This window comes from Lewinella cohaerens DSM 23179 (genome assembly GCF_000379805.1).
Taxonomy (GTDB): Bacteria; Bacteroidota; Bacteroidia; order Chitinophagales; family Saprospiraceae; genus Lewinella; species Lewinella cohaerens.
In genome coordinates this window covers 248,374-260,785 of sequence record NZ_KB903531.1, presented here as the reverse complement: position 1 = coordinate 260,785, position 12,412 = coordinate 248,374, and the positions used below count along the sequence as shown (strand labels likewise).

At 44.6% G+C, this 12,412-nt stretch carries 11 protein-coding genes; 8 read left to right on the top strand and 3 right to left on the bottom strand.

The features are described 5' to 3' along the window. The first annotated feature begins 371 nt into the window (after window positions 1-371). The gene (locus tag A3EU_RS0100955; protein ID WP_020534242.1) at window positions 372-1,226 is read left to right on the top strand and encodes a hydroxymethylglutaryl-CoA lyase; all 855 of its coding nucleotides are present in this window, start codon (window positions 372-374) and stop codon (window positions 1,224-1,226) included. A 116-nt stretch (window positions 1,227-1,342) separates the two neighbouring features. After that, window positions 1,343-1,996 carry a hypothetical protein gene (locus A3EU_RS0100950; protein WP_020534241.1) on the top strand — a complete coding sequence of 218 codons (654 nt, stop codon included), beginning with the start codon at window positions 1,343-1,345 and terminating at the stop codon, window positions 1,994-1,996. 21 nt (window positions 1,997-2,017) lie between these two features. Here the strand turns inward: A3EU_RS0100950 and A3EU_RS0100945 are convergent, their stop codons facing one another. Beyond that, entirely contained in the window at window positions 2,018-3,517 is a 1,500-nt protein-coding gene (locus A3EU_RS0100945; RefSeq protein ID WP_020534240.1) for a hypothetical protein, read from the bottom strand. Between the two features lie 212 nt (window positions 3,518-3,729). Further along, complete coding sequence (locus A3EU_RS0100940; protein WP_020534239.1) at window positions 3,730-4,731, bottom strand: OmpA/MotB family protein; 1,002 nt, start codon at window positions 4,729-4,731, stop codon at window positions 3,730-3,732. A gap of 91 nt (window positions 4,732-4,822) precedes the next feature. Between A3EU_RS0100940 and A3EU_RS0100935 the strand changes: the two genes are divergently transcribed. Next, entirely contained in the window at window positions 4,823-5,434 is a 612-nt protein-coding gene (locus A3EU_RS0100935; protein WP_020534238.1) for a hypothetical protein, read from the top strand. 20 nt (window positions 5,435-5,454) lie between these two features. Then, a complete protein-coding gene (locus A3EU_RS28950; protein ID WP_044085357.1) occupies window positions 5,455-6,009 on the top strand; it encodes a zinc ribbon domain-containing protein in 555 nt (184 codons plus the stop codon). On the opposite strand, the gene cdd is transcribed toward A3EU_RS28950, so the two are convergent. After that, window positions 5,982-6,470: a cytidine deaminase gene (gene cdd / locus A3EU_RS0100925; RefSeq protein ID WP_020534236.1), complete on the bottom strand. Its 489-nt coding sequence runs from the start codon at window positions 6,468-6,470 to the stop codon at window positions 5,982-5,984. The genes A3EU_RS28950 and cdd overlap by 28 nt on opposite strands. 165 nt (window positions 6,471-6,635) lie before the next feature. Between cdd and A3EU_RS0100920 the strand changes: the two genes are divergently transcribed. The 4 genes from A3EU_RS0100920 (at window position 6,636) to A3EU_RS0100905 (ending at window position 12,392) form a co-directional block, all read left to right on the top strand. Beyond that, window positions 6,636-7,970, top strand: coding sequence for a saccharopine dehydrogenase C-terminal domain-containing protein (locus A3EU_RS0100920; RefSeq protein WP_020534235.1), 1,335 nt, complete (start codon window positions 6,636-6,638; stop codon window positions 7,968-7,970). 5 nt (window positions 7,971-7,975) lie between these two features. Continuing rightward, window positions 7,976-9,289, top strand: a complete 1,314-nt coding sequence (locus A3EU_RS0100915; protein ID WP_020534234.1) for a hypothetical protein — start codon at window positions 7,976-7,978, stop codon at window positions 9,287-9,289. A 432-nt stretch (window positions 9,290-9,721) separates the two neighbouring features. Continuing rightward, window positions 9,722-10,927: a saccharopine dehydrogenase family protein gene (locus A3EU_RS0100910; protein ID WP_020534233.1), complete on the top strand. Its 1,206-nt coding sequence runs from the start codon at window positions 9,722-9,724 to the stop codon at window positions 10,925-10,927. A 124-nt stretch (window positions 10,928-11,051) separates the two neighbouring features. Continuing rightward, window positions 11,052-12,392: a transposase gene (locus A3EU_RS0100905; RefSeq protein ID WP_020534232.1), complete on the top strand. Its 1,341-nt coding sequence runs from the start codon at window positions 11,052-11,054 to the stop codon at window positions 12,390-12,392. Window positions 12,393-12,412: the final 20 nt, after the last annotated feature.

Sequence of the window (12,412 nt, the reverse complement as noted above, 5' to 3'; positions counted from 1 at the left end):
CAAGCTAATGCGCACTAATAAATTGTTGGAAACATTTCTCATTTTGTACGCGTGTTCTATTAATTCCGACTTCCCACCTCCCAATTCCGATTTCCCTATATCTCTTCCTTATCTAAATCAACTTGGCCAAAATAAACGAGAACGAACCCGGTAAGGACTATCAAGATTTTGGTCATAAAGGCCCCTAGGCCGCCAAAGGACCTCAGCCAATAAAGAAAGGCAAAGTCGACTCCAACGAAGTTTAGAAAAATTGCTAAAAAACCAATTACAACAAAAAGAAACCCGATTATGGTTAAAAACGTTTTATTTTTAGTCATAAGACTTTAGTATTTCTGATAACTTTTAGAAAACCTAACAAGTATAACCCATTTATGATCAAATTGATCGAATGCCCCCGTGATGCAATGCAAGGTTTGAAAACTTTCATCCCCACGGAAACCAAGGCCAAATATCTGAATTTACTCTTACAAGTCGGCTTTCATACCCTTGATTTTGGCAGCTTTGTAAGCCCTAAAGCCATTCCGCAGATGAAAGATACGGCGGAGGTGCTTTCTTTGCTTGATTTGTCCAGTACAAAAACCAAGTTGCTGGCGATTGTTGCCAATCAACGTGGAGCGGAAGCTGCTGTGGCTTTTCCCGAAATTAGTTATCTGGGATATCCTTTTTCGGTATCAGAGACCTTCCAATTACGGAACACCAATGCTACGATAGCGGAATCCCTGGAAAGGGTGAAAAGAATCCAGGCGCTTTGCAAACAGCACGATAAAGAGATGGTGCTTTACCTCTCGATGGGTTTTGGTAACCCTTATGGCGACCCCTGGAACGCAGAGACCATCATGCACTGGGTGGAACAATTATCACAATTAGATATCAAAATTTTTCAGCTTAGTGATACGATAGGGGTGGCCAAGCCGCCTAGTATTTCCTATCTTTTTAATGAGTTGATCCCTGCTTATCCTGAACTTGAGATCGGTGCGCATTTTCATACTACACCCAATGCTTGGAAGGAGAAGGTGACCGCTGCTGTTGATGCGGGATGTATACGTTTTGACGGTGCGATTCGTGGTTACGGTGGCTGCCCAATGGCCAAAGATGACCTTACGGGAAATATGCCAATGGAACACCTGGTCTACTTTTTTGAAGAGCAGCAGCAATCCACGGGGGTAAATGTCGAATTGTTTGGTCAGGCATATCTGGAGGCTGCCAATGTTTTTCCGTCACATTAGGCCAAGCCGCGCTAAGAAAAAATGAAAAAATTATGCGGTCATTTTTTTTACCTTTGGCTGAATTATTGTTCCCGGGCCAGAGAAGGCCATGATTTTTTTAATAGCACGCTACCCCTATGAGTTTTTGGGATCGTATTAAACGTTGGTTTGCAGGTGGTGAAAAGCCACCCATCGTTACAAAAAACACCCCGAGTAAGCCTCCACAACCTGCGATGGCTCCCAAGTTAGATCATCCTGATGATGGCCTACCTTCACCTGGTGATGCACCCATTGATACTTTTCACGTGCTTTTCAGCAACAAGGACAAACACACTACATTTATGCTCAATTCTATCTCCCTCAGTTCGGATATGAAAACCCTTTACCTGATCGACAATGGTCGGGCGATTTCTTTTGATCTTACCGTGCCGCAAGGGGTGTTGGTGGGCTTGCTTGGTGACCAACTGGTAGTCGCTACAGGTAGTACGCTACCTGTTCCACAGGATGCTCCCGACCTTGGTGTAGCAGGTGCTGTTGAAGGTGGCGAAGTAGCACGTACTCGCCCGGTAGACAAAAAGTATACGTTTAAGGCTGGGGAGAATAGCCAGTATAACCTTAGCTATAATTCCAAACATAAAGCGCTGGGTATTATTGGCGTTGATGATGTGGTTATTCACTTAGAAGCTCCTGATGATGGCACTTGTTCTGAGCAAATGTTTGATTTAGATAACAAAAAAGTAGTAAGGATAAATTGGGCAGAAGATGAACTGGTTTTAACCAATTTGGTATAACTTTCTTTTAAGCAAGAGTTGCTAACTGCGTTTTTGCAGCCTTAAAGATTTTATACTCTTATCCAAAACCTGACTTTCAATCCATAGAAGTGAAATCTCGTCAAGACCAGCTAGCACTGGTCTTGGTAAGCTTGATATTTGTTCCTTTAGCTGAATTAACACTTCTTTCTCTTCCTTTCTTGAACTACTCTTTTGTAGTTTTTGGATACTGTTCGCTATTAATTTGTAGAAAGAAAATAGATTTGATTTCTGTAGCTTACTAAAATAGCGGTTTACTGATCGAAGTGTGTTTTCTGTTTTATCAAAGTCTCCAAGACTATGTATAGCCAAAAGATAGATGATTTGGCTGCCTTCATGGATATCTCTCCTTAAATCAAGGTTTTTGCGTAATAGCGGTTTCAAACTCTCCAACCATTCCATACACTCTTCAAATCTATCATTGAGAAAAAGTAGTAAGATCGTATTGAAATGAATACTAAGATGCGAGCTTGGAGTAAGGTCGTATTGTTTGATTCCCTTGGTGAGATCCCGTAAACTCTCATTGATATCTTCTGTTGGCTTGTTTAGCAAATATATCAAGTCATAAATAGCAATTCTTTCAAAGAGTAAGGTTTTACCTTGATAATTGGGTGCCTCGTGGCTTTTTAGTTCAGTCAGCAAGCGAGGAAGAGAATCAAAGATGTCAGGATTTCTAGAGGTAGCAGACAAGAGATTAGAAAAGTCACCAACATAGAGGACAAAATTTTCCGAAATCAATTTGTCGTGGTTTCTCCAGGTTTCTACCGTTTGTAGGTATTGGTTGAACACTTGCTCACTGTCTCCTTTTAGACGGTAAAAAAGCGCTAGAAATTGATGAAGTCTCCATTTGGCGTGAAAGGATTGGAGTTGACTAGACTCAAGACTAAGGATTTCTCGATAGTTTTCAGCAAGCACTGAAATTTCTTCATTTGCTAGCCGCTGTGGGTAACGAAGAAAATCGATGGAGAGCTTATCATAATTATCATGTAGCCAGAATTCTTTGGTCAATATTTCAATGTGATAATCTTTTTCTCTGGTAAGCTCTTTTACTTGCTCCTGATAATCACGGTCTAGTGAACCACGCATCAGTTGCCGCTGCCTTAGATTAATTTCCAGCACCGCCAGATGATCCTCCAATTCCAAAGCCAAGTCCTTTGCTTCTGCCAATCGGTTTTCGGCCTGCTCGTAGAGCTTGCGTTCGAACAGGATTTTGGCATCCGTCAATAATTCTTTAATGCGGGTTTTATAGGATTTTTTGCTCTGATAGTCCCGCATGGAACGGAGGATCGCTTCGTAAAGTCGTGCTTTATCATCGCCTAGTTTGGAGCCAAACAGCTTTTTGAGCGGCTTTTCACTGAATTCTTCCTGATCGTTGATGGTTTTGAAGAGTGTCAGGTAACGGCTTTGTTTGCGGCCACTCTTTTTGGCATCCAGGGTAAAGTACCGCTTCTCCGACTTGGACAAAGATTTGATCAGGTGAAAGAGGTGGTCTTTACTGCGCATAATATTGTGCGACCTTCTCCGAGGTCGAATAGGTTAATGAAAGGACTATAGCTACCAATGGGGCACCTCTCCGAGGTGCTGTAAAGACCTCGGAGAGGTGCCATGGAGATCCTGATACCATATAGGTGAAAAGGCACGTCTGAATCTGCACCCTCTGGTCTCGGAGTATCATACTTAATACCTAGTACATTGTACCCAGTACCAAACACCTTCTAATTTCCTCCTAAACTATTCAGCAACTGCAAATACGCCAATGGAATTTCAATAACCGTACGGCCATTGACCATTTGTGCGCGGGCATTGGTAGCGGGTACGATGGGCTGGTTACTGCCCTTTCCGGAAGGCGTAAGCCTCCCTGCATCAACACCAAAGGTTGCCAGATCACGAGCGACTGTTAGTGCGCGGTCTACGCTCACTTCCCAATCGTAGTCGATATTGCTACTTGGGTTTACGTGCCCGATAACCAGGATAGGTAGCTCTGGGTTGTCACGAAGTACAACGGCAATTTGCTGCAAAGCTTGGCGGCCCTTCCAGTGTACGGCGTTTGATTCTCCTTGCGGGAAAAGCAAGGCTTGGTTTAGCGTGAGTACCACGCCTTCTAGGCTCGTTTCAATATTAACTTCGTCATTAGGGAAACCTACCAATACGCGCTGGAAATAATTTACGAGTGCTGCCCGCTGTTGATCGATGCTTGCTTTTTCTGCGCTTAATTGATTGTAGCGAGCGTCGGGGACTGCATCATAACCAGTGGGCGAATTATAAGCTCCACGAGCTTCCATTTGCTGGAGTTCTGCATTTCTGCTTCGTAGCTGGCTTTCCATCGTTGTCAGTGAGCGCTCTTTACGGTCTAGTTCTTCCTGGCGGAGTGCCAATTCTGCTTCCAGGGTTTGAGTTTCATAGCTGGTGGTGGCCAATACCTTTTGATTATCACCTACCAGGTTGTTGTAACGCTGAACAACATCTTGATAGTTGCGATTCAGGCTAATGTTGGTAGCCGTTAATTGTTCCAACTTGCGGGTCATGGTTTGGTATTCAGCCTGCGTTTGGTTGTTGTCAGACTCTATGGCCTGATTGACGGCACGGATACTATCGGTGGCCAGTGCTTCTCCTTTGTAGTATTCCAAAGTTTGTTCCAGCTCCGCGTATTGCTGCTGGGGAACACAAGAGAAAGCCAATAGGGTGCTTAAGACAGCGAGTATGGTGAAAATTTTCATAGGTAATGCTCTATTTCAGTTTACAGTATAGCGAAATTAGCATTATGTAGCAAATTCCTCTTACTTTTGAGGCATAAAATCCTGTGTATATATGTTTATGAAATTGCTTTCTTTCCTGATTATGTCCATGTTTTTCTTTCAATGTGGAGGAGACAATGCCGTTCGCGAACAAGCAAAAGCAGAGGTCGAGCAGATGGCTAAAACAACTTCTGGCACAGCTGCACCTGCTTCTGGCGACCAACAGGCTCCTTCTTCGCCAAGGAATCCTATCATCAATGAAACGCTTACCTTGGTAATGGGCAAAGGCGAGGTCAAAGCAGGCGAGGAAACCTGTCTGCCGATTACGGCTACTGGTTTTGCGGATTTAATCGGCTTGCAGTTTTCTATCCGTTGGGAGCCCGAAGAGCTGGAATATGTTAAAGTCGATAAGCTGGAACTGACAGACCTTGGGCCACAGAATTTCGGCGATACGCATTCCGAGTTAGGGGTGGTAGCCCTTAGTTGGATACATCAGTCGTTGCGAGGGGTCACACTTCCTGCTGATGCTCACTTGTTTGATATTTGTTTTACACCAAAGGTAAAAGCAGGCTCCAAAGTAGATGTTCGCTTTGAAGCCCGCCCGGTTGCTTTTGAGGTGATTAATGTAAAGGAAGAGTTACTCCAGTTCTCTGGTGAGAATGGACAAATAACTGTGGTGGAGTAAGTACTGGAACCATGGAACCAATGAATTACTGTAGCCATTGTGGAGCCCCAGGCCCGGTCTTAGAAATCCCTAAAGGTGATAATCGCCCACGATTTGTCTGTAAATCGTGTGATACGATCCATTATTCCAATCCTAATATTGTAGCGGGGTGCCTGCCGATATGGGAAGATAAAGTATTGCTTTGCCGCCGGGCTATTGCCCCTCAGGAAGGGTACTGGAATGTCCCTAGTGGTTATCTCGAAAACGGAGAAACTGTTGAAGAAGGAGCAATAAGAGAGGTATGGGAAGAGGCAGAAGCTCGCGTAACGATTCGTGGAGTACACAGCTTGTATAGCTTGCCTCAGATTAACCAGATTTATATTCATTTTCTGGCTGAACTCACTGATGGCAAGTACGGAATAGGCCCTGAAAGTTCAGAAACTCAATTGTTTAGCGAAGCGGAAATTCCCTGGGAAGAGATTGCCTTTACCTCCTCGGTGTTTACCCTCAAAAAGTTTTTTGCTGACAGAGAGGAGGGGCGGCACAATACCCATCTTGGCGTTTATCATCACCCTAAAAAAGATCCGTCGAAATAGAAGGGGAGGAGAACTTTGGCGGAGGCCAATACATATACTGGCCCGCTTTCACCTTGCAGCAGTATTTTGATGTCACCACTTTGCCGATGTTCTGCTTCGACCATCACTTGGCGGCAGGCCCCACACGGAGCAGCTGGTTGTGAAACAGGCTTTTGAGGGTTTCTAACCCTAATGGCCATTTGCAAAATTTTAGCCTCCGGATAAGTGGAAATGACAGTTGCCAAGGTGCTGCGTTCGGCACACAGGCACATCGGATAAGCCGCATTCTCGAAGTTGGCGCCTGAAAGGATTTCGCCGTTGTCGAGCAAAACTGCGGCCCCAACATGGAAATTTGAATAGGGAGCGTATGCTTTGTCCAATGCTTCCGCTGCTGCGGCTAACAGTATTTGATCTGCTTGAGGTAGTGCTTCTGCATTAACAGATTGCCAGTTAACTTGAAGACTGTGGTTGTGGTCGGGCATAAGATTCTTATATAGTGGGCTGCATAAAATAAAGCGCTCTTAGAGACTGTATTAAACCAGTATTAATTATGGTAGACTTAGCGTAAAAACGAAACTAAGTCAACCATATTATTCCTAAAGGTAGTATCTTACGCCTGATATCCTCAAAAAAAATACTGTTCAGATATGAATAGCATCCTCATCATAGGTGCAGGCCGCTCTTCCGGCGCATTAATCAATTACGTACTCGAAAAGGCCCAGCAAAAAGGGTGGTTTGTCACTGTAGCAGATGCTGATCCTGCTTTGGCTGATGCAAAAGTAAATGGCCATCCTAATGGCCGCCCCGCTTGGCTAGATGTACTTAAAGTCAACGACCGTAAAGAACTCATTAGCAGAGCTGATGTAGTCGTCTCGTTATTGCCAGCCCATTTACACGTAGAAGTTGCTCAGGATTGTATCAAGCTCAATAAGCATCTCATCACGGCTTCTTATGTTTCCAAAGAAATGTACAGCCTGGGAGATGAAGTTCGTGATCGTGAACTCATTTTTATGGGGGAAATGGGCCTCGACCCGGGAATTGATCACATGTCGGCGATGCAAAAGATCGATGAAATCAAAGAAAAAGGAGGGAAGTTGCTTTCGTTCCGTTCATACACTGGCGGCCTAGTAGCCCCTGAAAGCGACGACAACCCCTGGCATTACAAGTTTACCTGGAATCCACGCAACGTCGTACTCGCAGGCCAAGGCACCGCCCAGTATTTACGTAAGAAGAAGTACAAGTTTATCCCGTACAATCGCTTGTTTCGTAAGACGTGGAATATAGAGGTGCCAGGGATGGGGCCTTTTGAAGTTTACGCTAATCGTGACAGTCTCTTGTATCGCGAACAATATGGCCTTAAGAATATTCCTACAATTTTGCGAGGTACTATCCGATACCCTGGTTATTCTGCGGCCTGGAATGCACTTGTCAAGATTGGTTTAACAGATGCAGATTTTCCTATTCTCAATAGTGATAAACTAACTTACCATTCCCTCATGGAAGCTTTTGCGCCCGAAGGGAATAGCTCTGTGAAAGACCGTATTGCTGGCATGATCAAGGAGAAGCCCAATTCAGAGGTAATGAAGAAACTGGAATGGCTTGGTTTGTTTAGCAAACGCAAGATTAAGATTCCAAATGCCACGCCAGCCCTGATTTTGGAAAATCTTCTGCTGGAAAAATGGAAACTAGAGCCTACAGATAAGGACATGATCATTATGCAGCACGAGTTTATCTACTCGCTGAATGGCAAGAAGCATAAGCTGATTTCCTCCATGGTGATGAAGGGAGATGGTGAAGATGATACAGCTATGGCTCGGTTGGTCGGGTTGCCGATGGGAATCTTTGTAGGCCTTATTGCAGAAGGCAAGATCAAGTCTACGGGTGTACAGATCCCTGTTATGAAAGAGGTTTACGAACCCGTTCTTGAAGAGCTCAAGCACTATGGGGTAGAATTTACAGAACAGGAAGAAATACTTAAATAAAATTATTGGGCCGATTTGCTACCATTGAGAATAGCTTGACCAACGCTCGTGCATTCCAGTTGTTTCAGCTGATGCGCCAGGGCGGGCTTATTGTTATTGCGGTGGCTTTGGCCAAAGCTCCATTGTCCGTAGCCCAGGTAGGTAACTATGAAATGCTTACCTATCTGGGCTACTTGCTTACCTTTTTCTGGGTATCTGGCTTCATGCAAGGTTTATTGAGCCAGTACCCGACGCTACCACCTCCCCAACAGCAACAGCTTTTCTTTCAGTCTTTTGTTGTGTTTACGGGCGTAGGTTTAGGCTTAGCGCTATTACTGCTCTCGGCAGATAGTTTTTTGTTGCCTTTGTTGGTGCAACGTAGCTCCCTTCCTTATTTAGGTATTTTTATCGTCTTTCTGGTTACCAATCTGACGGCGAGCTTGCAGGAGCATTTTTACTTGCTTACCAACCGCAAACTGACCTTGGTTTTGTATGGTGCATTCAGTGCGGGTGCCCAGATGTTAGCGGTGGCTTTACCGCTCTTTCTTGGTTATGATTTTGCTTATAGTTTTTGGTCGCTGGCGGTAGTTGGAATACTCAAGTGGTGCTGGTTGCTTTTTTTTGTCATTCAGCATGGCCGTTGGCGTTGGTCTGGTGCAATACTCAATAGTTGGTGGCTAATTTCTTGGCCGCTGGGGCTTTATGCGCTGGTGGCGGGGTTGAATCAATCTTTAGGGCCTTGGTTAGTGGGTTATTTCTTTGCAGGTGATACGGAGGCTTTTGCGCTTTACCGCTATGGAGCCCGTGAACTTCCCTTGCTTTCGGCATTAGCTGGTGCATTGGGGAGTGCATTGATTCCAGCGATTGCCCATCATCTTGAAAATGGGCTAAAAGACCTTCGAGAAGAGTCTGTAAAACTTTATCATTTACTATTTCCGCTCACGATCTTACTGCTTCTTACGGCGCATTGGTGGTTTCCGCTAGTGTTTTCGGCGGATTACCAGGATAGTGTCCCTTTGTTTCGCACCTTCTTGTTACTGACCTCTGCTCACCTGCTTTTTGCGCGCACGGTCTTGGTGGCCAAGCAGGATACGCGTTTGATTCCTTTCTTTGCAGTGGCGAGCTTTTGCTTGCAGTTGTTGTTGGGCTTCCTGTTGGTGCCTTTGCTAGGGTTAAATGGTGTTGCTCTGGCAGCTGTGTTCGCCTTTAGTGCAGAGAAGGCACTACTGATCTTTTATGTACAAAAGAAATATGCCCTTTCGTGGCGGGTTTATACGCCTTGGCAGTGGTGGCTATTTTATAGCGTAGTGCTGCTAGGTGCTTATTTTTTGGTTTTATAGGGGTTTTTTACCACCAAAGGCACTTAAGGTAGTTTTCTAACTACTTCGGGGTTTGAACCATACGAGAGATTATAAGGGCACTTAAGAAGGGCAGTAAACCAAAAGATTGGTTAACTGGTCTTTTGGTTTTTAATGTACGATCTCAGGGCGTATTTACGAATTCAGCCGCTGTATAAACCTAATTTAGTGCGCAGGCCGTGAGGCCGGAGCGCGGGGCCCGGTAGGGACCAAGGACAAGGGATGGTAACCTCCTCGATAGAGCGGTGGACAGCCCGGTGCCGTAGGAGCGTTTGCGCAGCAATGCGAATACCGGCATGGCCCCAAATAATCAGAACAAAATCTATTGATCCTAATTTTTGAGAAGTGGGTAAGCCGGAGGAAAATGTGTAGTTTTGTAGGTCTAATCAACAACCATCAAACAGAATAATTTACATGTCTAAAGTACTCATTATCGGTGCCGGGGGAGTAGGTCGGGTGACGACTATCAAATGTGCTCAACATCCGGACGTCTTCTCGGGAATTATGCTGGCTAGCCGTACCAAATCTAAATGCGACGTTATTGCAGAAGATATTCGGCAGCAGTTAGGTTATACCAATATAGAAACAGCTGCGGTGGATGCCGAAAATGTGCCGGAATTGGTAGCGCTCATTCGTTCGTACCAGCCCAAATTGGTGGTTCATGTAGCACTTCCTTATCAGGATTTGACGATCATGGATGCTTGTCTGGAGGCAGGTGTACACTATCTGGATACGGCCAACTACGAACCTAAAGACGAAGCCAAATTTGAGTATAGCTGGCAGTGGGCCTATCAGGAGCGCTTCAAAGAGGCAGGTTTACTCGCCGTTTTGGGTTGTGGCTTTGACCCTGGTGCTACCAGTATTTTTACTGCACGAGCGGCCAAGCATTTCTTTGACGAAATCCATTATCTGGACATTGTTGATGCAAATGCTGGTGATCACGGCAAGGCTTTTGCGACCAACTTTAACCCCGAGATTAATATTCGTGAGGTGACGCAAAAAGGCCGCTACTGGGAAAATGGCCAGTGGGTAGAGACGGAGCCCCACGAAATTATGAAGGTGCTCAACTACCCGGATGTAGGCCCCAAGAATTCTTACCTCATCTACCATGAGGAACTGGAATCATTAGTGAAAAATTTCCCTACCCTCAAGCGGGCCCGCTTCTGGATGACCTTTGGTGATGAGTATCTGACCCACCTGCGCGTTATTCAGAACATAGGTATGGCTGGTATTGAGCCAGTGATGCACAAAGGCGTGGAAATTATTCCGTTGGAATTCTTGAAGTCGGTATTGCCTGACCCCGGTGATCTGGGCGAAAACTATACAGGCCAGACGAGCATTGGCTGTCGTATCCGTGGTGTCAAAGACGGTAAAGAAAAGACTTACTACATCTGGAACAACTGTAGCCACGAAGCGGCTTACAAGGAAACCGGTGCCCAAGGCGTGAGTTATACCACGGGCGTACCTGCGATGACGGGCGCTATGATGGTGGTGACTGGTAAGTGGGGCGGTGTCGGCGTGAAGAACGTTGAAGAGTTCAATCCAGATCCATTCCTGGAGGTACTGGGCAAGCACGGCCTGGAATGGCACGAGGAACATGATGTGGACTTGGAGCTGTAAAGCTTTTGGTTTATTGTTTTAAATAGAAACATGAGTCATCCCGAATTTTAGTCGGTTTTGACAAAAAAGGCCTTTTGAGTAAATTCGAGGAGTAACCACACTTCAAGAACAACTCAAAAGGCCTATGTTTTTAGAGATACTACAAAGTAAGTCAAAGTCTAGCAGTGTTCAAAACGCGAGTTCCTTTTTATTAAATCAAATAGATCGCTACACTTTTGATTTTCGTCATCAATTAGACGAACAGATTGATAAACGTTTAGTACGAACCTTTTTTGATTTATTCGTGACTATTCTGTTGTTTAGAGATCGCGCAATGGGATTGTTGCTCAGTGAGTTAGGTGGGTATATATGTGGAATGGATCACGCTCCCGCTGGTACTAAACGAATTAGCAATCTCCTGCGTAGTAAAAAGTGGTCATCGGATTTGATTGATGATTTCTTATTTAATCGTAGCGCCAGTCGGATAAAATCCTTGTGTCTTGATGGTAAACGCCCACTGATGTTATGGGACGATAGCTGTATTGAAAAACACGAAAGTTGGTTTTCCGAAGGTCTTTGTAGTGTATTTAGCAGTAAAGCGAAAAGGCTAACGAGAATAAGACCGGGCTATTATGATCCTCCTTCTAAACGTATTTGTGTTCCTGGATTTAACTGGACGGGTGTTTTCCTATCTCACTTAGGTGGTGTTCCTAGTGTATGTCAAATGACTTGGTGGACGACACGAGGTAAGCACAAGGAAGATCCTGACAATATTATTTTCTGCTTGCTCCGAAAGATAAATCAACAAGTAGGAAACGCCGTACTTCATGTCTTTGACCGGGGATATGCTAACGAAAAAATGCTTAGATACCTCTTNAAATTTGAGCAACATTTTGTTATTCGATGGAAGAAAAATCACCTACTAAATCACGCTGTCAAGGGGGCTAAGAAAACCCATTTATTAGCGCGATCTTTCAAAGGAGTACGCAGTAAAATAGTGCAGGACAAAAACCGCAAGAAACTCAAAAAAGTCTCTATCGCATGGGCTGCTGTAAATCACCTCGAATACCCTGAAAATCAGCTATATTTAATCATTGTAAGGGATAAGCACAATTATAATGGCCCTATGTATTTGCTTACCTCCTTACCCATTGAAACAGCTGCTCAAGCATGGGAAGTCATGTTTAGTTATATCCACCGATGGGAAGCAGAACAAGGCTTTCGATTCTGCAAATCGGAACTAGCTATGCAATCTCCTCGATTGTGGTTTTGGGATAATCGAATGAAGTTAATGGCTATTGTAATGTTAGTCTACGACTTTTTACTGAGCATTCTCAGAAATTGGGGAAGTTGGATAAATCTATTCTTTCGGCGGTGGTGTCATAGAACAGGAGAGCGATACCGAAATGCTTCGATACCGCTCTACAGGTTACGTCTTGCCATTCATCATTGTCTGGCTGCCCTATTTTATCAAAATTCGGGATGACTCATGTTTGTTTTTGTAGT

Excerpts from the sequence above, each read along its gene's own strand:
- A3EU_RS0100920 (WP_020534235.1), top strand. The coding sequence starts at position 6,636 with ATGAATAGCATCCTCATCATAGGTGCAGGCCGCTCTTCCGGCGCATTA.
- A3EU_RS0100940 (WP_020534239.1), bottom strand. The coding sequence starts at position 4,731 with ATGAAAATTTTCACCATACTCGCTGTCTTAAGCACCCTATTGGCTTTC.
- A3EU_RS0100955 (WP_020534242.1), top strand. The coding sequence starts at position 372 with ATGATCAAATTGATCGAATGCCCCCGTGATGCAATGCAAGGTTTGAAA.
- A3EU_RS0100935 (WP_020534238.1), top strand. The coding sequence starts at position 4,823 with ATGTTTATGAAATTGCTTTCTTTCCTGATTATGTCCATGTTTTTCTTT.
- cdd (WP_020534236.1), bottom strand. The coding sequence starts at position 6,470 with ATGCCCGACCACAACCACAGTCTTCAAGTTAACTGGCAATCTGTTAAT.
- A3EU_RS0100945 (WP_020534240.1), bottom strand. The coding sequence starts at position 3,517 with ATGCGCAGTAAAGACCACCTCTTTCACCTGATCAAATCTTTGTCCAAG.
- A3EU_RS28950 (WP_044085357.1), top strand. The coding sequence starts at position 5,455 with ATGAATTACTGTAGCCATTGTGGAGCCCCAGGCCCGGTCTTAGAAATC.
- A3EU_RS0100950 (WP_020534241.1), top strand. The coding sequence starts at position 1,343 with ATGAGTTTTTGGGATCGTATTAAACGTTGGTTTGCAGGTGGTGAAAAG.
- A3EU_RS0100910 (WP_020534233.1), top strand. The coding sequence starts at position 9,722 with ATGTCTAAAGTACTCATTATCGGTGCCGGGGGAGTAGGTCGGGTGACG.